Raw genomic sequence first — 21,843 nt, 5'->3', positions numbered from 1 at the left:
CTGGTTGTCGCAGGTCAAGGACGCCGCGCGCGGGGCCGTGGAGAACACCCCGTGCGCGGGCCGGGGCACCGGACGTGCGAGAAGGGTCCAGGACACCCCCGACGGTGTCCTGGACCCTTCTTCCGGCCCTGGTCGGCTCGGCCCCCCTTCCTCGAAGGCCTCGCCGACCCGGCTCCGGTCATACCGCGGGCCGTACTGACCCCGCGATACCACCGGCGCTTGCGCGTGAACTCTCCTCCGCGGCGCGTGCGAGGCGGCGGGCCTCGCGGCGGTTCCGGAGGGCGGTACGGACCTTGCGCTCGTGCGCGGCGGTGCGGTGCATTTCGGCTTCGCGGGCCTGGAACATCTCGTACTCGAGCATTTCGGCTTCTCCTTGTGACGTTTCCTCGGCGGCTTCTCCGCTTCGGAGCCCCTCTCGGGGCATGTCATAAGGTTCGCGTCCCAGAGGGGGCCGGGGCATCGGGCGGATGCCCGATCTTGGCCGGGCCGGAAGGTCTTAGGGCGCCTTAGGCGGCGTGCAACAGGACCTAAGGCCCCTAAGGCACCGCCCACCCCTTACCTAGGTCGTGCCGGGTACGCGTAAAGGGTGCCGCCCTGTGCGGGGGCGGCACCCTTCATGTCGGGGAACCGGTGCCCTCCGGGGAGGGCCGGGCCTCAGGAGACGCCGAGCTTCTCCAGGATCAGTTCGCGGACGCGGGCCGCGTCGGCCTGGCCGCGGGTGGCCTTCATGACCGCGCCGATGAGCGCGCCCACGGGGCCCAGGTTGCCCGACTTGATCTTGGCGACGGCATCCGCCTGCGCGGCGATGGCGTCGTCGATCGCGGCGCCGAGCGCGCCCTCGTCGGAGACGACCTTCAGGCCGCGCTTCTCCACGACGGCGTCCGGGTCGCCCTCGCCGGCCAGCACGCCCTCGATGACCTGTCGGGCCAGCTTGTCGTTCAGCTCGCCGGCCTTGACCAGCGCGGCGACCCGGGCGACCTGTACGGGCGTGATGGGCAGCGCACCGACCTCGACGCCGCGCTCGTTGGCGTTGCGGGCCAGCTCGCCGAGCCACCACTTGCGGGCGGCGTCGGAGTCCGCGCCCGCCGCGACCGTCTCCACGATCGCGTCGACCGCGCCCGCGTTGACCAGCGACTGCATGTCGAAGTCCGAGATGCCCCACTCGGTCTGGAGGCGCTTGCGGCGCACCGACGGCTTCTCGGGCAGCGTGGCGCGCAGCTCCTCGACCCATTCGCGGGTGGGCGCCACGGGGACGAGGTCCGGTTCGGGGAAGTACCGGTAGTCCTCGGCCTCCTCCTTGACCCGGCCGGCGGTGGTGGTGCCGTCGTCCTCGTGGAAGTGCCGCGTCTCCTGGACGATCGTGCCGCCCTCGGACAGCACGGTCGCGTGCCGCTGGATCTCGAAGCGGATGGCCCGCTCGACCGAGCGCAGCGAGTTGACGTTCTTCGTCTCCGAGCGCGTGCCGAACTTCTCGCGGCCGTGCGGGCGCAGCGAGAGGTTGGCGTCGCAGCGCATCTGGCCCAGCTCCATGCGGGCCTCGGAGACGCCGAGCGCCTTGATGAGGTCGCGCAGTTCGGCGACGTACGCCTTGGCGATCTCCGGGGCGAGGTCGCCCGCGCCCTCGATCGGCTTGGTGACGATCTCGATGAGCGGGATGCCGCACCGGTTGTAGTCGAGCAGCGAGTAGTCGGCGCCGTGAATGCGGCCGGTGGCGCCGCCCACGTGGGTCGACTTGCCGGTGTCCTCCTCCATGTGCGCGCGCTCGATGCCGACGCGCCACGTCTTGCCCTGGACCTCGACGTCGAGGTAGCCGTCGAAGGCGATGGGCTCGTCGTACTGCGACGTCTGGAAGTTCTTCGGCATGTCCGGATAGAAGTAGTTCTTCCGGGCGAAGCGGCACCACTCGGCGATCTCGCAGTTCAGCGCGAGGCCGATGCGGATCGCGGACTCCACCGCCGTGCGGTTGACGACGGGGAGCGCACCGGGCAGGCCGAGGCAGGTCGGACACACCTGGCTGTTCGGCTCGCCGCCGAACACCGTCGAACACCCGCAGAACATCTTGGTGTTCGTGCCGAGCTCGACGTGCACCTCGAGACCCATCACCGGGTCGTACGAGGCGAGCGCCTCCTCGTACGACATGAGTTCGGTCGTGCTGGTCACAGGCCCTCGATCTCCAATGCCTCTTCCTGCTCCTCACGGAGCGAGCGGATCAGCAGGGCGAAGCCGGTGATCACGGCGGCGGCCGAGATGATCGCGTCGGTCATCTCGAGCTTGTCGTGCTTGCCCCTGGCCTCCTTGATCTGCTTCATGACGCCGATCGCGCCGAACACCTGCATGCCCAGGCCGATGAACTTCCCGGCCTTGCTCTTTGGGGCCTTCTTCTTGGCCATCTGATGTCTCCTCGGAAACCGTCGGAAAGTCGGTCGGGATCGGTCGCGTGGACGCCGTGCGGCCGACTACAGGACCGGGGCCCGGTCGAGCAGCGGGCCGCCCCAGCGGTCCAGGTACGCCGCCTCGACCGCGGCACCGACCCGGTAGAGCCGGTCGTCGGCCATCGTCGGCGCGATGATCTGGAGGCCGACCGGCAGGCCGTCCTCGGGTGCGAGCCCGCACGGCAGCGACATCGCGGCGTTCCCGGCCATGTTGGACGGGATCGTGCAGAGGTCGGCCAGGTACATCGCCATCGGGTCGTCGGCGCGCTCGCCGATCGGGAAGGCGGTGGTCGGCGTGGTCGGCGAGACCAGCACGTCGACCTGGGCGAACGCGGCGTCGAAGTCGCGGGCGATGAGGGTGCGCACCTTCTGCGCCTGCCCGTAGTACGCGTCGTAGTAACCGGACGACAGGGCGTACGTGCCGAGCATGATGCGGCGCTTGACCTCCGGTCCGAAGCCGGCCTCGCGGGTCAGCGACATGACCTCCTCGGCCGACCGCTCGCCGTTGTCACCCACACGGAGGCCGTAGCGCATCGCGTCGAAGCGGGCGAGGTTCGACGACGCCTCGGAGGGCGCGATCAGGTAGTAGGCGGGCATCGCGTAGTCGAAGTTGGGGCAGGAGATCTCGACTACCTCGGCGCCCAGTTCGCGCAGCAGTTCGACGGCCTCGTCGAAGCGCTGCGACACACCCGCCTGGTACTGCGGCCCGGCGAACTCCTTGACGACGCCGACGCGCATGCCGCGCACGTCGCCGTTGCGGGCCGCGCCCACGACGTCCGGCACCGGCGCGTCGATGGACGTCGAGTCGCGCGGGTCGTGGCCGGCGATGGCCTCGTGCAGCAGCGCCGCGTCGAGCACCGTGCGCGCGCACGGACCGCCCTGGTCGAGGGACGAGGAGAAGGCGACGAGGCCGTAGCGCGAGACGCCGCCGTACGTCGGCTTGACGCCGACCGTGCCGGTGACCGACGCGGGCTGGCGGATCGAGCCGCCGGTGTCGGTGCCGATCGCGAGCGGGGCCTCGAACGCGGCGAGGGCCGCGGCGCTGCCGCCGCCGGAGCCGCCGGGGATGCGGGTGAGGTCCCACGGGTTGCCGGTGGGACCGTACGCCGAGTTCTCGGTCGAGGACCCCATGGCGAACTCGTCCATGTTGGTCTTGCCGAGGATGACGACGCCGGCCTCCTTGAGGCGGCGCGTCACGGTGGCGTCGTACGGCGGCAGCCAGCCTTCGAGGATCTTCGAGCCGCAGGTCGTCGGCACGCCCTGGGTCGTGAAGACGTCCTTGAGGGCGAGCGGTACGCCCGCCAGCGGGCCGAGCGCGTCGCCCTTGGCGCGGCGCTCGTCGACCGCCTTGGCGGCGCTGAGCGCGCCCTCGGCGTCGACGTGCAGGAAGGCGTGCACCTTGCCGTCGACCTCGGTGATGCGGTCGAGGTGCGCCTGGGCGACCTCGACGGCGGACACCTCGCCGGCGGCGATCCGCGCGGCGGTCTCGGCGGCGGTGAGCCTGGTCAGGTCGGCCATTTCTACTGCTCCTCCCCGAGGATCCGCGGCACGCGGAACCGCTGGTCCTCGGCGGCCGGCGCACCGGAGAGGGCCTGCTCGGGGGTGAGCCCCGGCCGGATCTCGTCGGGCCGCATGACGTTGGTCAGCGGCAGCGGGTGCGACGTCGGCGGGATGTCGTCGGCGGCGACCTCGCCGACGCGGGCGACCGCGCCGATGATGTCGTCGAGCTGGGTGGCGAGGTGGTCGAGTTCCTCGGCCCCGAGCTCCAGCCGCGACAGCCGGGCGAGGTGGGCAACCTCCTCGCGCGTGATGCCAGGCATGCAGCGATTCCTTCTAGGGGTGGCTGGGGATGGGTACGTTCGACGCCATCCTAGTTGCCGCGGGTCGCCCGACCGCTCTCATATAGCCGGGCACACGGCCGTGTGCAACGTGGCGCACAGAGCCGCGCACAGCGCCGCGCGTACGGCCGGGTTATCCGGTGACCCTGGTCGGCCGGTGCGGCGGCCGGGCGCGGTCGGCTCGCGGCATGGCCGGCGGCGGCACGGTGGCCTGCGGCGGCACGGTGGCCTGCGGCACGGTCGGCTGCGGCAGGGTCGGGCCGCTCGGCTGCGGCATGATCGGCTGCGGCACGGTCGGCACGGCCGCCGGCGGTGCGGACGCCTGCGGCGGCACGGCGGCCGGCAGGTCGGGTACGCGGCGCGACGGCGCCATCCGCGCGCCGACGCCGTGGCGTACCAGCCACGCCGTGGCCTCGTCGCGCGGCAGGGCGCGGGCGATCAACCAGCCCTGCGCGCTGTCGCAGCCGAGGTCGCGCAGGCGGTCCCAGGTGGCGTCGTCCTCGACGCCTTCGGCGACGACGCGCAGGCCGAGCGAGTGGGCCAGGTCGACCGTGGAGCGCACGATGGCGGCGTCCTCCTCGTCGACGGTGAGGCGGGCCACGAACGAGCGGTCGATCTTGATCTCGCTGACCGGTATGTGCCGCAGGTGCACGAACGACGAGTAGCCGGTGCCGAAGTCGTCCAGCGACAGCCGGACGCCGAGCTTCCGCAGCGCGTCGAGGCTGTCCGCGGCCCGCTGCGGTTCTTCGAGCAGCACGCGCTCGGTGATCTCCAAGTGCAGTGCCGCCGCGGGCACTCCGTGTCTGCGCAGCCCGGCCGCCACCGTGTCGGCGAACGCCGGCGCGTGGATGTCGCGCGCCGACACGTTGACCGCGACCGGTACGTCGATCCCCTGCTCGTGCCAGCGGGCCACTTGCGACAATGCCTCGTCGACGACGTAGCGCGTCAGACGAGGCATCAGGCCGGTCTCCTCGGCCAGGTGGACGAACTCCTCGGGCGATATGTAGCCGCGGTCGGGGTGGCACCAGCGCACCAGGGCCTCGCAGCCGTCCACGCGCCCGGTCGTGAAGGACACTTTGGGCTGGTAGTGCAGCTCCACCTGCTGCACGTCGAGCGCGCGGCGCAGGTCGCCGAGCAGCAGCAGTTTCTCGCGCGTGTTGACGTCGCGCGCCGGGTCGTACAGTTCCACGCCGCTGCGCAGGCGCTTGGCCAGGTACATGGCCACGTCGGCGTATTGCAGCAGTCCGGCCATGTCGCCGGCGTGGTCCGGGAAGACCGCCACGCCGACGCTGACCTCGATGTCGAGTGAGAGGTCGTCCAGTTCGAACGGCTCGCCCAGCACCTCGACGACCTGCCGGGCCAGCGACAGCGCGAGCTTCTCGGCGGCGGCCGAACTCGCGAGGGGGTCCCGGCCGCCGGGTTCGCCGAGGTCCGGCATGAGTACGGCGAACTCGTCGCCGCCGAGCCGGGCCACGGTGTCGTCGCCGCCGACCACCCCCAGCAGCCGCTGCCCGACCTGGTGCAGCAGGCGGTCGCCGGCGAGGTGCCCGAGCGTGTCGTTGACCTCGTGGAAGCGGTGCAGGTCGAGCAGGAACAGGGCGACCCGGCCGGTGCCGCCGCTCTTGCGCAGCGCCCGGTCGCCGTGTTCGAGGAGGAGGCGGCGGTTGGGGAGGCCGGTCAACGCGTCGTGGCGTACCTCTTGTTCGCGGTCGAAGGTGACGCGTGTGGTCTGGTGGATGCTGTAGAGGGGGACCGCGAACAGCGGCAGCGCCCACGGGTTCGCGTGCGCGACGATGGCGATGAGCGGGGCGAGCACGATGAGCGCGCCGTGCGCGACGCAGCGCGAGCGGATCTCCTCCCCGGCCAGCGACCGGGGGCTGACACCGCGCCAACTCGCGCGCAGCAGCCAGCCGATGCACTGCGAAACGCAGACCATGGCGACGCCGGCGACCAAAACCGCGGGCAGGTCGGCGGCGGCGAGTTCGCGCGTCTGGGCGCGTTCCGGGCGTACCCCGCACAGTTGCAACACAATGTCGGCGGCCAGGAACGCGAGGACGTAGTGGCCGATGATGTACGCGACGCGCCAGGTCGAATCGCGGCGCGCGGCACACGAGATGAGGACGGGGACGGCCTGCACGAGCGAGGCGAGGACCCAGCCGTGCACGATGAGCAGGCCGTACGAGATGGCCACCGAGGCCATGGCGCCGGGCACGTACAGGCCGCGGCGGGTGATGCCGGTGTGGACGCCGTCGAGGACCACCAGCGCCAGCATGATCCAGATGCCGGCCTCGCTCGGCGGGAAGAGCGAGTCGCCGCCCGCGACCACCCGGGCGACCGAGATGAGGAGCACGAGGTTCCCGACACCGCCGACGATGACGGTGTTGGCGACGAACTGGCCAGGGCGCGCGACTCGCGACAGATCTGTTCGTCCGATCCGACGCATGCACATGCTCCCTGCGGCTCTTCCGGGCGGTTCCCCGTCCGGCGGGCCGGACTGCCCGGCCGCGGCAAGGGGTACGCAAGACGTTCCGCGACCGGGCGGCAAGCCCGGCGCGAACCGGGTTCCCGATCAGGGTAGGACGCGTTGCGTTTGCTGGGGAGCTTTATCGCCAAGGTCGAATCGGAAGGTTCTCTTCCGGTCACCTTGCCAGGTACGGCGCCTGACTGCACGTCAGGCGCCGTCGACCGGCGGGTCCGCACGCTGTGTGATGCCGGGTATGCGGTGCCGTACGACTCGGGTGCGGCATCCGGCCTCGCGGACGGCTCGGGATGTGGCCGCTATTGTGCGGTCTGCTCCGCTTCCTTCGTTTCCCCCGCCTCTTCCGCCTCCGCGCCCCCCGAGCGGGCAGCGAACCACTCGCGGGCGGCGTCCGGCCCGTCGGCGAGCAGGACCGCGAAACCCTCGTCGTCGAGGACGGTGAGGCCGAGTGAGACCGCCTTGTCGTACTTCGACCCGGGGTTGTCGCCGACGATCACGAAGTCGGTCTTCTTCGACACCGAGCCGGTCACCTTCGCGCCCGCGGCCTCCAGCGCCTCCTTCGCGCCGTCGCGCGTGTAGCCCGCCAAGGTGCCGGTGACCACGGTGGTGAGCCCGGTGAGCACGCCGGTGGCCTTCTCGGCCCCGCCCTCCTCGACGAAACGCACGCCCGCGGCCCGCCACTTCTCCACGATCTCGCGGTGCCAGTCCTCCGCGAACCACTCGACGATCGACTCGGCGATGATCGGGCCGACCCCCTCGGCCGCCGCGATCTCCTCGACGCTCGCGTTCATCAGCCGGTCCAGGTCGCGGAACTCACCGGTGATCGCGCGGGCCGTGGTGTCGCTGACGTGCCGGATCGACAATGCGGTCAGGATGCGCCACAACGGCTGCCGCTTCGCCGCCTCCAGGCCCGCGAGCAGCACCTCGACGGTCTTCTTCGCCTCGCCCTGCTGGTTCGCGAAGAACGACATGACCTTGTGCTCGCCGGTCTCGTCGTCGACCTTCGGCATGCCCGTCCGCTGGTCGCGCACCAGCACCTTGATGGGCAGAAGCTGCTCCACCGTCAGGCTGAACAGGTCGCCCTCGTCGCGCAGCGGCGGCTCGGCCGGCTCCAGGGGCTGCGTGAGCGCGGTGGCGGCGACGTACCCGAGCCCGTCGATGTCCAGCGCCCTGCGGCCGGCGAGGTGGTAGACGCGCTCGCGGAGCTGGGCGGGGCAGGAGCGGGCGTTCGGGCAGCGTACGTCGACGTCGCCCTCCTTCATCGGGCGCAACTCCGTGCCGCACTCCGGGCAGTGCGTCGGCATGGAGAACTCGCGCTCGGTGCCGTCCCGCAGTTCGGCGACCGCGCTCAGGATCTCCGGGATGACGTCGCCGGCCTTGCGCAGCACGACGGTGTCGCCGATCAGCACGCCCTTGGCCTTGACCACTTCCTGGTTGTGCAGCGTCGCGTACGCGACCGTGGAGCCCGCCACCTTGACCGGCTCCATGACGGCGTACGGCGTGACCCGGCCGGTGCGCCCGACATTCACCTTGATGTCCAGGAGCTTGGTGTTGACCTCCTGCGGCGGATACTTGAACGCGATCGCCCAGCGCGGCGCCTTCGACGTCGCGCCGAGCCGCCCCTGCAGCGGGATCTCGTCGACCTTGACCACCACGCCGTCGATCTCGTGCTCGACCGAGTTGCGGTGCTCGCCGAAGTGGCGGATGAACTCCTTGACCTGCTCGGGAGTGTCGACGACCTTGTTGTGCCTGGCGGTGGGCAGGCCCCAGGCGCGCAGCTTGTCGTACGCGTGCGACTGGCAGTCGATGTCGAAGCCCCGCCGCGCGCCGATACCGTGCACCACCATGTGCAGCGGCATCTGGGCGACGACCCGGGCGTCCTTCATGCGCATCGACCCGGCGGCCGCGTTGCGCGGGTTGGCGAACGGGTCCTGGCCCGCGGCCACCCGGCGCGCGTTCAGGTCGTCGAACTTCTCGATCGGGAAGAAGACCTCGCCGCGGATCTCGACCAGCTCGGGGACGTCGTGGCCGCCGTCGTCGCGCAGCCGGGTCGGGATCTCGTCGATCGTGCGCACGTTGGCGGTGATGTCCTCGCCGGTGCGGCCGTCGCCGCGGGTGAGCGCGCGGACCAGCTCGCCGTTCTCGTACAGCAGATTGACCGCGGCGCCGTCGACCTTCAGCTCGCACAGGAAGTGCAGGTCCGCGCCCGCGATGTCCTTGCGCAGGCGCTCGATCCACTCGTCGAGCTGGTCCTCGTTCATCGCGTTGTCGAGGCTGAGCATGCGCTCCAGGTGGTCGACCTTGACCGCGTCGCCGGCCGGTGCGCCGCCGACGGTCTGCGTCGGGGAGTCCGGCGTACGCAGCGCCGGGTACTCCTCCTCGATGCCCTCCAGCTCGCGCATGAGGGTGTCGAACTCGGCGTCGCTGACGGTCGGCGCGTCCTTGACGTAGTACCGGAACCGGTGCTCCTCGAGCTCCTTGGCCAGTGCGACGGCCCGCTCGCGTACCTCGGCGGGGATACCTTCGGCGCCGGTCAGATCAGCCACGTCGTCAGCCTCCAGAAGTACCGGTGTCCGGTTCGCGGGGTCACCACGGAAATGTCCGCTACGTTCTACCTCATCCCTCGGGTGCCTCGTACAGCACCTGGGCGGCCTCGACGCAGTGCTTGAGCGCCCTGCGCACCCACACCGGATCGGCTCCGGCGAGACCGCAGGTCGGAGTGACGACCGCGGCCGCACCCAGGAGCTCCGGGCGGAAGCCGAGCCGGCTCCACAACGTCTTGACACCCCTGACGGTACCGGCCGGGTCCGACAGCGGACGAGCTCCCGCGCCGGTGTTTCCCCTGGTCGTGGCGCGATTGGCCACCCGGTTGGAGGGCTCTTCGGGGGGCAGTGACGGAACGACTCCGAACAGGAACCCGACGCCCGCCTCGACCGCCTCCCCCAACTCCTCCTCGTCGCGGGCGCGCAGCATCGAGAAGTCCAGCGAAACCCCCGCGACCCCCGCCTCCCGCAGCAACCCGATCGGCACCCCGGGCGCACAACTGTGCACCACCGCAGGCCCCCCGACCGCGCCGACGACGGTACGCAGCCGCTCCCGCACCACCGCCTTGTCCACCGCGCGCAGCCTTCCGAACCCGCTGGCGGTCGGCACCGTGCCGGCCAGGACCCCGGGCAACGCGGGCTCGTCGAACTGCACCACCAACTCCGCGCCCGGAATCCGCCTGCGCAGCTCCGCGACATGCCCGCGCAAACCCTCGGCGAGCGACTCCGTCAGGTCCCGGCACGCCCCCGGATCGGCCAGCGCCTTGTCGCCGTGGCCCAGTTCGATCGTCGCCGCCAGCGTCCACGGCCCGGCCACCTGCACCTTCAGCGGCCCCGCGTACCCCTGCGTGAACTCCTCCAGCGCGTCCAGGTCCTCCCGCAGCCACGCCGCCGCCCGCCGGTGGTCCCGCCCGGGCCGGTCGGTGAACCGCCACCCGGAAGGCTGCACCTCCGCGAACAGGTCCACCAGCAACCCGGCCCCCCGCCCGGTCAGATCCGCCCCCACCCCCCGCCCCGGCAACTCCGGCAGATGCGGGAACCCGCCCAGCTCCCCCACCACCAGGCGCACGGCCTCCCGCACGTCCTCCCCCGGCAAGGACCCGACACCCGTCGCACTACCGGGCTTCCACGGATACGTCTTCTCGCTGCTGGTCGTCACGGGCCGAGCGTACTGATCACCGCCACCCCGCCCGACAAATCACTTGCCCGGATGTCGCCGGAGGCCTGTATGGTCCGCCGCGAATGTCAACTGGACCCACGGGGCGACCGGCGACGGATTCGGCGACATCGTGGCCACCTTGACGACCGGCGGACCGACCGCGGTGCCGGTGTCGGAAACCGGCGCCCTCGGCGCGCCGCGGTCACTCGCCGCCCGCGGCCACCGAATCGGCACCCGCCTGATCTGAACCGCCCTCACCCCACCGGACCCGCTGCGATTCCTCGCCGCGGCCCCGGTCCGTGTCGACACCGTCCGCGGTCCTCGCCGTCGCGAGTGCGCGACGCAGCGCGTCGACCAGGAGCCCGGCCGACTCCGACCACACCGGTACCCGGAACCCCGCCGCCTTGCGCGCCAACCCGCCCGACATGGCCCGGCGGATCAGCCCGTCGAGTGCCGGGCGGTCGTCCACCCCGTAAAAGTGCGCGTGCCCGTCGACGGTCTCGCGTAGCGGCGGGATGTCGGTGCAGATCACCTCGCACCCGCACGCGAGGGCCTCCAGCGGGCCCAGGTGGTTGCCCTCGTTGACCGACGCCACCACCAGCGCCGCCGCGCCCGAATAGAGCACGGCCAGCTCGTCGTCGGTGACGCGCCCGGTGAAGCGTACGGTCCGCGCGACGTCCGCATGCGCGGCCAACAACTCCTGTACCTCAGGCCGCTGTTCCGCATACCCGCCGACTACCACCAACTCCCCCTCCCCCCGCCGCCCGGCCCCGCGCAACCACGTCTCCAGCAGCCACGAGAACCGCTTGGTGGGCCCCGCCAGCCCCACGAACAAGCAGTACGGCACCGCAGGCGCCACCACCCGCCGCGGCCGGAACAGGTCCGTGTCCACACCACAAGGCACCACATCGACCCGCCCCGCCGGAACCCCGAGCAACCGCAACATGTCACCGCGCGTCGCCTCGGAGACGGTGACGAAGCCCCGCGCGTGGGCGACCTGGTGGCGGTTGAGGGCACGGAAGTAGCGCTGGAACACGTTGGCCCGCGGGTCGTCCCGGTCGTGGTCCCAGGCCGCTAGGGCTGCCAGCTCGCCTTGTAGACAGGCCCATTCGTCGGCACCGAAGTAGCGCGTGAAGCTCTCCTCGCTGTACGCGTGCTCGGGGAACCGCAAGCGCGACAGATCATGCGTCGTGGCGACGAACGGCACGGGGCACTGTCGGTCCACGGTGTAGTGCGTCGTGAAGTACAGGTCGACCGCGTCCGCCGCCAGAAGCTCACGCAGCCAGGGGCTCCGACGCACGAACCCGTCAGGTTCGGGGGCGAACGCCACTTCGACGGCCGTCCCCGCCAACGCCCGGCGTACGTCCTGTTCTTGGTGCGCATCCGCGATCGCGCGGAACCCCATGTCCGACACCGAGCCCGCTCGTTCGGCGAGCGCGCGCAGCAAGGAAAGGCCGTAGCGGGCAACACCCGTGCGCTGGTTGGCCCTGATGTCGACGACGACCGAACGCATGGCCCGCCTCCCCGTGCGGTTCGGGATCCATCACCCGGCTCCCGATGAACAGCCTTGCCCCATGGACGGGTTCGCGCGACGGATCGCCGCGCGCGACCGAACGTGACTGTTCCCTACTGATCGGATGGTCAAGCGTGATGTCATGGACAGGTGGACCTCGACGATTACTTCTCCTTCGGTACCGGCGGCCCTTTCAACCGAAACGAGATCTTCGCGAACCGGGAGGACTTCCTCGACCTTCTGATGCGCCACACCGAGAACCACGCGGCGCAGCGATGGTCCGCCGCGGAGTTCACCGACTTCCAGCGCGCCGCACACAACGTCGTCGTCCTGCACGGCGACGGCGGCATCGGCAAGAGCACGCTCACCCAGCGGTTCGCCACCACCCTCACCACCGCCGACCGGCGCGTGTTACCCGAACGCCGCGTGGTCGCATGTGTCGACTTCGCCGACATCACGAACCTCGGCTTCGAGACGGTGCTGTTGAGGCTGCGGGCCTCCGTCGGGCGCCTGGGCAGACGGTTCCCGGCGTTCGACACCGCCCTCGCGGTCTACTGGGAGCTCAAGCACCCCGGCGTCGCCCTGGGCGACTTCATCGGCCGCAGCACATTCCTGGACAGCAACGACAGGGAGAACGCGGGCGGTCAGATCGTCGCGACGCTGGACGACGTCCTGGGCAGCGCCGGGGCGGTCGGCGCGGGCTACCGGATGGTCTCCGGGCTGGCGCGGCGGATATCCGAGGCCGCGGTCGTGCGCCGCCTGCGCCATGAGTTCCCGCCTTTCGAGGTGATCCTGCAGGAGAACGACCCCGACCGCATGGTCGGCTACCTGCCGATCCTGCTGGCCTGGGACATCGAGCACATCCGGCGGGCGCACGGCGCGGTCGCGGTGTGCGTCCTCGACACCTTCGAGACCGTGCAGGCCCAGCCCCGAGAGGCCGGCTTCCTCGAAGACCTCGTCGCGCGGACCGTGTACCTGATGCCGAATGTGCTGTTCCTGGTCGCCGGCCGGCGTCCGTTGCGGTGGCACGACCCGGTCCGGGCGGTGACGCTGACGTACGGCGGGGAACTGCGCTGGCCGCGCCTGGCGGGCAGGCACGGAGCCGGCGACCAGCACGCCCTTCCGGGGCTGCCGTCGGACCACGCGGACCTGTTCCTGCGCACGCGGCTGACCGCGGCGGACGGTACGCCCGCGATCGACGAGGCGATCCGCCGGCGCATCTCGGAGGCGTCCGGCGGCTCACCGCTCTACCTGGAGCTCTCGGTCGGGCAGTACCGCAACGCCGTGGCTCGGGGCGAGCAGCCCACGGCCGACCAGTTCGGCGGCCCCCTGCCGGACCTGGTCCTGCGCATCATGCGCGACCTCACCGCGGACGAGCGCGATCTCCTGCGGGCGGCGTCCCTGCTCGGGGCGTTCGATGCGGACTCCCTGGCGGCGATCCTCCCGGGGACGGGCGGCGCCGCGATCGAGCGGTTCCTGTCCATGAGTTTCGTCCGCCGCAGCGAGGCCACCTGGCCGTCCTGCCGCCTGCACGAAAACCTGCGGAACAGCGTCAACACCTGCGACATGTACACCGACGACGGATGGACGGACAGCGAACGCAGCCGGCGCTTCGAACTCGCGACGGGGCATGTGACCGGGATCGGGCTCCAGGTGTGGAACGCGGACGCCGCCGACTCCGTCACCGCCACGCAGCGCAGCCAGGCCGCGGTCGCCGCGCTGCTGCTGGTCGTCCAGGCCGCCGTGGAGCGCCGGGTGACGCCGCGGCGACTGGACGCCCTCACGTACACGGCCAGCCAACTCGGGCACTGGCAGGTCCTCGCCGCCCTGCCGTCCGCCGACGGCTGCCCGCCGCCGCTGCAGCGGCTCGTCGAGGCCGCAAGGCTGGGCGCCACGGCCGGCGTGGACGCACGGCACCGGTACCAGTCGATGCGTGCCCTGGCGTCGCCGGTGCGCGAGCATCCGTACGACGACTACGTGTCCTACGAGCTGGGCGCGCTCACCCAGTCGACCGGGAACAACGACGAGGGGGCGCAGCACTTCGGTGCGCTGGCGACGGCCGAGTCCCCGTTGCGCGAGGCGGGCGTATGGGGCAGTGCGGGCGTGGCGCTGCGGCGCAGCCGCCTCGCGGACGTGCTCGGGCTCGTACGCGAGGACCCGGACCAGCCGTTGGAGGTCGCGCGGACTCAGGACCTGCTCGGCCATGTCCGGCTGCACGGCGGCGATTTCGCGGTCTCGGCCGACCTCTTCGAGCGTACGCTCGCGCACGCGCGGGCCTCCGGCGCACCGCTGTGGGCGGCACGTGCCGCCCGGCATCTCGCGCTGGCGACGATGTGGACCGAGCCGCACCGTGCTTTGGCGCTGCTCCCCGACGCCCGCGACCTCAACCAGTCGCTCGGCGACGTGATCGGCTCGGCGCAGTGCGACCTCGCGGCCGCGCTGGCGTCCGTGGCCCTGGGCGACGACGCCGAGGCGCTCCGTATGCTCGCCCACGCCGCCCAACTCACCATGGAGTCCGGCGTGGTCGGGCAACTGCTGCCGGTGGATGCCGTCGGCACGCTGGTCCACCTGGCGGGCGGGCGGCGGGACGAGGCCCGGGCGGCCGCCGCCCGGCTCGCGGCGGACGCGCACGGCGAACGTCTGGCGCCGCCCGTCTGGGCCGCGGTCACCGCGCAATGGCTCGGCGAACCCGCGCTGTACGACTTCGCCTCGATCGGTTGGTACGACCAGGTGGACACGGCCCGCGCGAAGTGGATGGCACCACTCCAGGCGCTCGTCCCTGGCAGCGTGTGACCGCCATGAGCCATGCATCCCCACCCGCCCACACGACGCGCCGCGATGACGTGCCGCGGTGCCGACGACTGGACGTCGGCGACGACGGCGCGGTCCTGCCGACGGACGAACTGGACCCCGTGCTGTGCCAGGAGGCCATGCGCCAAGCCCTGGCAAGTCCGCGCTTCGACGGGAACGCCGGGCAACCGCGCGGCATGGAGCGCGTCGTGGCCGGTGCGGCGACCGTGGCCAAGGTGCAGCGGCGGGTCCACGAACGCCTCGACGTTCTCCTGGAGTTCGACGATCTACGACGCGTCGCGGACGTACCGGCACCCGCGCTTCTGGACCACGGCACGGTCGACAAGGACGGCGTGTCGGTGTGGTGGACGGTTCTGGAGCGGGCCCGGGGCGAACACGGCGACCGCGGCGCCCACGTGCCCGAGCTGCTCCCGAGCCGGCAGCGTGCGTTGGCGCGTGTGCTCCGCAGATGGCATACGTACGGCGACGCGGCGCTCGGCCCTCGACTGGACGACCCGGGCATGGCCGGACTGTTCTTCGGCGAGATCCGGGCGCGCGCGCCGGGCGCGGCAAAGCAACTGGCCGCCGAGCTCGACGCGGCGTGCCGGGGCACGGAGATGGCCGCAGTGCACGGGGACGCCGCGGTCGGCCACAACGTGCTGTTCCAGGGTGCCGACGTGACCGCCGTGCTGGACCCGGGCGCCGTACGCGTCGCCCCGTCGATGTTGTGTCTGGGCTGGGCCGTGGCCGTCGACCTCGGACTCGGCGGATCGGTCGACGCCGCGGGCGCGGGATACGCGGCGAGCACCGCCGACCGTGAACTCCTGCATCGCCTGCTGCCCTTGCTCGTGACCCGTCGGCTCGCGGACATGCGGCGCCTCGGGGATACATCGGCCGAGAGACGGCTCGGCGCATGGCTTCGCTCCCGCCGCCCCGAGCTGCTGGACCTCGCCGTCGCGGGCTCAGGCTCCGGGGGCGACGGCGCCGAGGTCGGCACGTTCTGAACCGACCGGTTCTGAGCCAATCCGATCTGAGTCGAGCCGATCTGAGCCAACCGGTTCTGAGTCGACCGGTTCTGGCGTGACCGACGACGTCTGTGGGAGGTCCAAGACGCGTCGCAACCCTTCGCGCAGCGTGGTGGGTCGGAAGTCCGGCAAGGTGCGTCGCAGCCGGGTGGTGTCTGCCACCAGGTGGGCGCGCTCGTTGGCCCGTACCTTGGACGGGTCCAGGTCGGCGGTCAGTTCGCGCCCACTCAACTCCCCCGCCAGCGCAAGAAGTCCGTGCCCGCTCGTGCCCCGACCGGTTCCCAGGTTCCACGTACCGGACGCCGTGCCGTTCAGGAGTCGGACCAGCGCGGAGGCCGCGTCGTCGGCGTGCAGGTAGTCGCGGACGGTGGTCAGGTCGCCGAGCCGCAGACGGTCCCCGCGGGCCATTTGCCGACAGATCTCGGGGATCAGGTGCGGTGTGGTCGGTTCGGGACCGTAGAGGTTGAACGGACGCACGACGACGACACCGACCCCCCGCACGGCCCCGGCTCGGCGCACCATGTGCTCGCCGGCGAGCTTGCCGCGACCGTACGCCGTGCGCGGGGAAACGGCGGAGCGCTCGGCGCTCGCCCCGCTGGACGGGGCGTACACGTCAGCCGTCGACGCGAACACGAACCGCACGGGCGTGTGCGCCCGCCACGCGGCCAGCAGGCGCCCCGTGCCGCCGACGTTGACGTGCTGTGTCTCCCGTACGTCGCCCTCGCAGCTTGGCAGGAAATGGCGCGCCGCCAGATGGACGACCGCCCAGGGACGCTCCGCCGCGCAGGCGTCGGCGACGGCGGTCGGGTGGCATATGTCGATGTCGTGGCGGCGCACGCCCGGGTCTTCCGCGAACCGCGCGAGGCGATGGCTCGTCCCCCCGCTGCCGTTGTCGACCACCGCGACGGGATGCCCTGCCGACCTCAACAAGGCGACCACTCGCACCCCGAGAAACCCGGCGCCCCCGGTGACGAGGACGGGACGATCCGCCGCACGGCTGTCGGTCCCGCTCCGCAGGCGTCCCATGCGGTGGCATGGTACGGATCGCCCCCGGGTAATCGAAGACTTCCAACTCTGCTTCAACGCACGACACTTCGTACGATCATCGACGACACCTGCGGGGACCTGTGGCTGATCGCGGCATCACCGTGCTGGTCGACGGCAGGATCGACGGGCCGGACGGCATCGGGCGCTACACGCGGCAGACGGTCGCGGCGCTGCGTGCGCGGGCGGAAACGATGACGACGGCAGACGCAGGCGTACACGCAGACGCCGACGACGCCTTGAGCGTGCGGGTTGAGGTGCTCGGCCCTACGGGAACGGGACGCTACAGCCGGGCCGAAGGCGACGAACTCGCCGCCGCGGCGGACCGTGTGGGAGCCGATCTCGTGCACGTCCTCGACTATCGGATGCCCTGGCGCGGACTGACCGCCCCGGTGATCGTGTCGGCGCACGACGTCGTGCGCTTGGTCGATCCGGAACTCTGTTACACGGACCGGCAATTCACGGCACGGTTCGGAACGCGGGCGTTCGAGGCGCTGGGCGTCGCCGTCGAGGATCTGAGGGAACTGACCCCGCATCCCGGCTTCGACACTGCCAACGCCCCCCGGCACCGGGAGTTCTATGCGCGGATGATGCGCCTCACCGCGAGCCGCGCCGCCCGCATCGTCGTCCCGACACAGGTCGTGCTCGGCCAGTTCGCCGAATTCGTCGACGCCGGCGCGCCGCTGGCGGTGAGCCCCTGGGGAGTGGACCACCTTCCACGCGAACCCGACGACCTCGACCGCGGGTTCCTGCTGTACGTAGGCCAGGCGCGCGTGCACAAGCGCGTCGGCGCGCTCGTCGACGCCTATGCCGCGTCGGATGCCTACCGTGCGGGCGTGCCGCTCGTGCTGGTCGGGCGCGACTTCGTCCCCGGTTCGGCGGGTGCGGAACAACTGCGTGAACACCCGTGCGCTCACCGGGTGATGCTTTTGGACACCGTCGACGACGCGCTGCTGGCCGCTCTGTACGCACGGGCGATCGCCCTCGTACACCTCGCGTCGCACGAAGGGTACGGATTCCCGCCGCTGGAGGCACTCGCGGCCGGTGCGCGCGTCGTTGCAAGCGACATCCCGACACTACGTGAAGTCCTGGGAGACTCAGCGGAGTTCGTTCATGCCGAATGCACCGCCTCGGTGGCGGCCGCCATCGACCGCGTGGTGTCCACGCCTGATCCGCCCGCCCTCCGGATCCGCAGGTCGGCGCGGATCTGCGAACGCCGCTGGAGCAACCACGCGGACACGCTGATCGCCTGCTATCGCGCGGCCGTCACCGCATGACCGGGCCCGTACCGGGGTTGGTACGGGCCCTTCTTGGGAGGTGGTGGGACGGTGGGGTCAGGCGGCGAAGGCTTGGCCTATGCTGCGGCCGATTTCCCGGCGCATGAGGTAGAAGTCGGGGTTGTGCGGTGCCGCGCCGTGTTCGAGGGTGAAGCCGCTGCGGAGTTCGGGGCCGCCGTCGGACTGGCGGGACGGGAAGAGGCGGGCCAGGACGGGCTCGGCGGCGATGAGGTCGTCGCGGTCGGCGAGGTTGATCCAGCGCTCGACGTACGCGGGCGGTTGGGCGGGCTGCGGGCGGACCCAGTCGTCGATCACGGTGTCGGGGCCGAGCGGCGAGCCGAGGGTGATCAGGAGGGGGAGCGGGCGGCGCAGGCGGTGGGCGACCTCGTACGCGACGACCGCGCCGAGGGAGTGGCCGATCACCACGCGGGTGTCGAAGCCGATGTCGGCGGCGACGCGGTCGAGGACCCGGGCGCGGGTGGTGTCGTCGGTGAGGTAGCGGGTGAGTTGGGCCAGGGCCTTGGTGACGAAGCCGCCCGCGGATCCGGGACCGTCCGCGGCGAACCACTTGAGGCCGGAGAGTCCGCAGGTCGGGGACAGGACGACGGTACGCCCGGTCTGGTCGGGACCCCCTTCGAGGCGGGCTATCTCGCGCGCGGCCCGCTGCCGCTCGGGCGGCGCGGAGCTGCGGGCGGCGGCCCGGTCGAGCCATTCGCGGCCTATCCGGTCCGCCATCTCGTGCCGCAGGTCGTCGACGTCGGGGGCGTCGGGCTGCGACGGATGACGGCGCATGACATCGCCGTAGAACGCCATGCGTGCGTCGATGCCGCGACGGGTGTGGCGGTACTTCCACAGCCGGTCCGCGGTCTCCGGGTAGCCGGCGGCTTTGACGCCGCGGGCCAGCCGGGGCAGCCACTCGTCCTCCAGGCTGCGGGCCGACCTGAACTCCTGTGCGATCCCGTGCACCAGCACGATTGCGGCCATCGCTCCCCTCCCAAGCCCCCGGGTCCCGAAGAGTGCTCGTCGCGAAATGCCCCGGTCTGCGCGGGGACCGCGGGCCGGAAAGTCGTTTCGCTACCTACTCTTACCCAGCCAGTCACCGAAGTTGCCTTCTCAGTAACGGGAGATTGCGGCCGTTGCACGGACGCCCCGCGGGGAGGGCTGAGGCGAGCCGGACGGACGGAAGGAAGACCGGCGGAGCACCGGTCCGAGGGTCACTGCCAACTCCGGATCGGCGGTGGTCAGGCGACGCGCGAGGTGCCGTCGATGGTGGCCGAGCCGACGACGCGCGTCCCGTCGTACAGCACGACCGCCTGGCCGCGGGCGACGCCACGCATGGGCTCCAGCAGGCGTACGCGCACGGTGTCGCCGTCGATCTCGGCGACCGCCGGGTGCTCGTCGCCGTGTGCCCGCACCTGCGCGGTGCACTCCAGCGTGCCGCTGGGCGCGGGGCCGCACCAGCGCGGGCGGATGCCGGTGAGGCCGTCGACGTTGAGTGCCTCGGCGGGGCCGACGGTGACGGTGTTGGTCACCGGCGAGATGTCGAGGACGTAGCGGGGCTTGCCGTCCGACGCGGGGGTGCCGATGCGCAGGCCCTTGCGCTGGCCGACGGTGTACGCGTACGCCCCGTCGTGCTCGCCCAGCTTCGCCCCGTCGGCGTCCACGATGTCCCCGGGCGTACGCCCGAGCCGCGTCGCCAGGAACGCCTGGGTGTCGCCGTCCGCGATGAAGCAGATGTCGTGGCTGTCCGGCTTGCGGGCGACGGCGAGGCCGCGGCGCTCGGCCTCGGCCCGGACCGCGTCCTTGGTGTCCATGCCGAGCGGGAAGAGGGCGTGCGCGAGCTGGTCCTCGTCGAGGACGCCGAGCACGTACGACTGGTCCTTGCCGTGGTCCGCGGACCGGTGCAGCTCGCGGCCGGCCGGGCCGTCGACGATCACCGCGTAGTGGCCCGTGCAGACCGCGTCGAAGCCGAGTGCCAGCGCGCGGTCGAGCAGTGCCGCGAACTTGATCTTCTCGTTGCAGCGCAGGCACGGGTTGGGGGTACGCCCCGCCTCGTACTCGGCGAAGAAGTCCTCGATCACGTCCTCGCGGAAGCGCTCGGCGAGGTCCCACACGTAGAAGGGGATGCCGATGACGTCCGCGGCGCGCCGGGCGTCCCGCGCGTCCTCGAGCGTGCAGCAGCCGCGCGCGCCGGTGCGGAAGGACTTGGGGTTCTCCGACAGCGCCAGGTGCACGCCCGTCACGTCGTGCCCCGCCTCGTGCGCACGCGCCGCGGCGACGGCGGAGTCCACGCCCCCGGACATCGCGGCAAGCACCCGCAGCGGGCGCCCGTCCTCGGGCACGCGCGCGAAGACGGCCGACTCGTCCGGCTCGGGGAGCATCGGCACGGGCTCGCAGACGGCAGGGGGCTGGGGAGTGACGTGATCAGTCATGGCCCAACCAGGGTACGGGGTGCGCAGCCCCGGCCTCGCCCCGGTTTTCGCGCGTTCCGGACACCCGTACGGGACCGGGCGCGGCGACACGATTCAGCGGCGCTGCGTCGTCAGCCCGGCCTTACGGGCCCGCGCCACCACCGGGGCGATGGCGTCGACCAGCTCGTCGATCTCCCCCGCCGTCGACGTGTGCCCGAGGCTGAACCGCAGCGAGCCCCGGGCACGGGCCGCGTCGGCGCCCATCGCCAGCAGTACGTGGCTGGGCTGCGCGACCCCCGCCGAGCACGCCGAGCCGGTCGAGCACTCGATGCCCCGGGCGTCCAGCAGCAGGAGCAGGGAGTCGCCCTCGCAGCCGGGGAAGGAGAAGTGCGCGTTGCCCGGCAGCCGGTACGCGGGCTCCAGACGCGCGTCGCCGTTGAGCTCGGCGTCCGGGATCTCCGCCAGAACGCGGCGGACCAGATCGTCGCGCAGCGCGCCCACGCGCACCGCGTACTCGGGCTGCTCGCGCACCGCGATCTCCGCGGCGGCCGCGAACGCCGCGATCGACGGGGTGTCGAGCGTGCCGGACCGGACATCGCGCTCCTGCCCGCCGCCGTGCAGCAGCGGCAGCGGCGACATGTGCCGCCCGAGCACGAGCGCCCCGCATCCGAGGGGTCCGCCGAGTTTGTGGCCCGACACCGTCATGGCGTCCAGCCCCGACGCGGTGAAGTCGACGTGGAGCTGCCCGACCGCCTGCACCGCGTCCGCGTGCACCGGCACCCCGAACTCGTGGGCGACCGCGACCAGCTCGGCGACCGGCTGCACGGTGCCGACCTCGTTGTTCGCCCACATGACGCTGACCAGGGCGACGGTGTCGGGGTCGCGGGTGAGCGCCGCGCGCAGCACCTCGGGGCGTACCCGCCCGTCCGCGTCGACGTCGAGCCACTCGACCTCGGCGCCTTCGTGCTCGGTGAGCCACACGATGGGGTCGACGACGGCGTGGTGCTCGACCGGCGACGCCAGGATGCGGCGGCGGGCCGGGGACGCCGAGACGCGCGACCAGTAGATGCCCTTGACCGCGAGGTTGTCGGCCTCGGTGCCGCCCGCGGTGTAGACGATCTCGCTGGGCCGGGCGCCGATCGCCTCCGCGAGGATCTCCCGGGACTCCTCGACGACACGCCGCGCGCGGCGGCCCGAGGCGTGCAGGGACGACGGGTTGCCGAGGACGGTGAGCTGCCCGGTCATGGCCCGGACCGCTTCGGGGCGCATCGGAGTCGTCGCCGCATGATCGAAGTAGGCCATCGCAGAACGAAGTCTAGTCGCGGGCGCCGC

General features: G+C 71.9%; 16 protein-coding genes. 3 read left to right on the top strand and 13 right to left on the bottom strand.

What is annotated here, in order from left to right; translation table 11 throughout:
- Positions 1-178: 178 nt before the first annotated feature.
- The 9 genes from ACWD12_RS35860 to ACWD12_RS35820 all read right to left on the bottom strand — a co-directional run bounded on the left by ACWD12_RS35860 (position 179) and on the right by ACWD12_RS35820 (position 11,964).
- Positions 179-361: a hypothetical protein gene (locus ACWD12_RS35860; RefSeq protein WP_358349813.1), complete on the bottom strand. Its 183-nt coding sequence runs from the start codon at positions 359-361 to the stop codon at positions 179-181.
- A gap of 293 nt (positions 362-654) precedes the next feature.
- Entirely contained in the window at positions 655-2,160 is a 1,506-nt protein-coding gene (gatB, locus tag ACWD12_RS35855) for an Asp-tRNA(Asn)/Glu-tRNA(Gln) amidotransferase subunit GatB (protein ID WP_358349815.1), read from the bottom strand.
- The gene (locus ACWD12_RS35850; protein ID WP_358349817.1) at positions 2,157-2,390 is read right to left on the bottom strand and encodes a hypothetical protein; all 234 of its coding nucleotides are present in this window, start codon (positions 2,388-2,390) and stop codon (positions 2,157-2,159) included. Before ACWD12_RS35850 ends, gatB begins: the two co-directional genes overlap by 4 nt.
- A gap of 66 nt (positions 2,391-2,456) precedes the next feature.
- Positions 2,457-3,950, bottom strand: coding sequence for an Asp-tRNA(Asn)/Glu-tRNA(Gln) amidotransferase subunit GatA (gatA, locus tag ACWD12_RS35845; protein WP_450103100.1), 1,494 nt, complete (start codon positions 3,948-3,950; stop codon positions 2,457-2,459).
- Positions 3,951-3,952: 2 nt separating this feature from the next.
- Entirely contained in the window at positions 3,953-4,252 is a 300-nt protein-coding gene (gene gatC / locus ACWD12_RS35840) for an Asp-tRNA(Asn)/Glu-tRNA(Gln) amidotransferase subunit GatC (protein WP_235052788.1), read from the bottom strand.
- 151 nt (positions 4,253-4,403) lie between these two features.
- The gene (locus ACWD12_RS35835) at positions 4,404-6,713 is read right to left on the bottom strand and encodes an EAL domain-containing protein (RefSeq protein WP_450103099.1); all 2,310 of its coding nucleotides are present in this window, start codon (positions 6,711-6,713) and stop codon (positions 4,404-4,406) included.
- Positions 6,714-7,048: 335 nt separating this feature from the next.
- Positions 7,049-9,295, bottom strand: coding sequence for an NAD-dependent DNA ligase LigA (ligA, locus tag ACWD12_RS35830; protein WP_450103098.1), 2,247 nt, complete (start codon positions 9,293-9,295; stop codon positions 7,049-7,051).
- Between the two features lie 70 nt (positions 9,296-9,365).
- The gene (locus ACWD12_RS35825; protein WP_358349828.1) at positions 9,366-10,451 is read right to left on the bottom strand and encodes a methionine synthase; all 1,086 of its coding nucleotides are present in this window, start codon (positions 10,449-10,451) and stop codon (positions 9,366-9,368) included.
- Between the two features lie 202 nt (positions 10,452-10,653).
- Positions 10,654-11,964 carry a glycosyltransferase family 4 protein gene (locus ACWD12_RS35820; RefSeq protein ID WP_450103097.1) on the bottom strand — a complete coding sequence of 437 codons (1,311 nt, stop codon included), beginning with the start codon at positions 11,962-11,964 and terminating at the stop codon, positions 10,654-10,656.
- 150 nt (positions 11,965-12,114) lie between these two features.
- On the opposite strand from ACWD12_RS35820, the gene ACWD12_RS35815 reads away from it, so the two are divergent.
- The gene (locus ACWD12_RS35815) at positions 12,115-14,757 is read left to right on the top strand and encodes a hypothetical protein (RefSeq protein ID WP_450103096.1); all 2,643 of its coding nucleotides are present in this window, start codon (positions 12,115-12,117) and stop codon (positions 14,755-14,757) included.
- A 5-nt stretch (positions 14,758-14,762) separates the two neighbouring features.
- The gene (locus ACWD12_RS35810; protein ID WP_450103095.1) at positions 14,763-15,758 is read left to right on the top strand and encodes a phosphotransferase; all 996 of its coding nucleotides are present in this window, start codon (positions 14,763-14,765) and stop codon (positions 15,756-15,758) included.
- On the opposite strand, the gene ACWD12_RS35805 is transcribed toward ACWD12_RS35810, so the two are convergent.
- Positions 15,717-16,805 carry an NAD-dependent epimerase/dehydratase family protein gene (locus ACWD12_RS35805; protein WP_450103094.1) on the bottom strand — a complete coding sequence of 363 codons (1,089 nt, stop codon included), beginning with the start codon at positions 16,803-16,805 and terminating at the stop codon, positions 15,717-15,719. The genes ACWD12_RS35810 and ACWD12_RS35805 overlap by 42 nt on opposite strands.
- 101 nt (positions 16,806-16,906) lie before the next feature.
- Here ACWD12_RS35805 and ACWD12_RS35800 point away from each other — a divergent pair, with 101 nt between their 5' ends.
- A complete protein-coding gene (locus ACWD12_RS35800) occupies positions 16,907-18,100 on the top strand; it encodes a glycosyltransferase (RefSeq protein ID WP_450103093.1) in 1,194 nt (397 codons plus the stop codon).
- A gap of 57 nt (positions 18,101-18,157) precedes the next feature.
- On the opposite strand, the gene ACWD12_RS35795 is transcribed toward ACWD12_RS35800, so the two are convergent.
- The 3 genes from ACWD12_RS35795 to ACWD12_RS35785 all read right to left on the bottom strand — a co-directional run bounded on the left by ACWD12_RS35795 (position 18,158) and on the right by ACWD12_RS35785 (position 21,813).
- Positions 18,158-19,084 carry an alpha/beta hydrolase gene (locus ACWD12_RS35795; protein ID WP_358349844.1) on the bottom strand — a complete coding sequence of 309 codons (927 nt, stop codon included), beginning with the start codon at positions 19,082-19,084 and terminating at the stop codon, positions 18,158-18,160.
- Between the two features lie 257 nt (positions 19,085-19,341).
- On the bottom strand, positions 19,342-20,481 hold the full coding sequence (mnmA, locus tag ACWD12_RS35790; protein WP_358349982.1) for a tRNA 2-thiouridine(34) synthase MnmA: 1,140 nt from the start codon (positions 20,479-20,481) through the stop codon (positions 19,342-19,344).
- A gap of 144 nt (positions 20,482-20,625) precedes the next feature.
- A complete protein-coding gene (locus ACWD12_RS35785) occupies positions 20,626-21,813 on the bottom strand; it encodes a cysteine desulfurase family protein (protein ID WP_450103092.1) in 1,188 nt (395 codons plus the stop codon).
- Positions 21,814-21,843 lie beyond the last annotated feature (30 nt).

Source organism: Streptodolium elevatio (assembly GCF_053592165.1).
This window is presented reverse-complemented; position numbering and strand designations above follow the sequence as displayed.

Excerpts from the sequence above, each read along its gene's own strand:
- ACWD12_RS35860 (WP_358349813.1), bottom strand. The coding sequence starts at position 361 with ATGCTCGAGTACGAGATGTTCCAGGCCCGCGAAGCCGAAATGCACCGC.
- ACWD12_RS35850 (WP_358349817.1), bottom strand. The coding sequence starts at position 2,390 with ATGGCCAAGAAGAAGGCCCCAAAGAGCAAGGCCGGGAAGTTCATCGGC.
- gatA (WP_450103100.1), bottom strand. The coding sequence starts at position 3,950 with ATGGCCGACCTGACCAGGCTCACCGCCGCCGAGACCGCCGCGCGGATC.
- gatC (WP_235052788.1), bottom strand. The coding sequence starts at position 4,252 with ATGCCTGGCATCACGCGCGAGGAGGTTGCCCACCTCGCCCGGCTGTCG.
- ACWD12_RS35835 (WP_450103099.1), bottom strand. The coding sequence starts at position 6,713 with ATGCGTCGGATCGGACGAACAGATCTGTCGCGAGTCGCGCGCCCTGGC.
- ACWD12_RS35820 (WP_450103097.1), bottom strand. The coding sequence starts at position 11,964 with ATGCGTTCGGTCGTCGTCGACATCAGGGCCAACCAGCGCACGGGTGTT.
- ACWD12_RS35810 (WP_450103095.1), top strand. The coding sequence starts at position 14,763 with ATGAGCCATGCATCCCCACCCGCCCACACGACGCGCCGCGATGACGTG.
- ACWD12_RS35805 (WP_450103094.1), bottom strand. The coding sequence starts at position 16,805 with ATGGGACGCCTGCGGAGCGGGACCGACAGCCGTGCGGCGGATCGTCCC.
- ACWD12_RS35795 (WP_358349844.1), bottom strand. The coding sequence starts at position 19,084 with ATGGCCGCAATCGTGCTGGTGCACGGGATCGCACAGGAGTTCAGGTCG.
- mnmA (WP_358349982.1), bottom strand. The coding sequence starts at position 20,481 with ATGCTCCCCGAGCCGGACGAGTCGGCCGTCTTCGCGCGCGTGCCCGAG.
- ACWD12_RS35785 (WP_450103092.1), bottom strand. The coding sequence starts at position 21,813 with ATGGCCTACTTCGATCATGCGGCGACGACTCCGATGCGCCCCGAAGCG.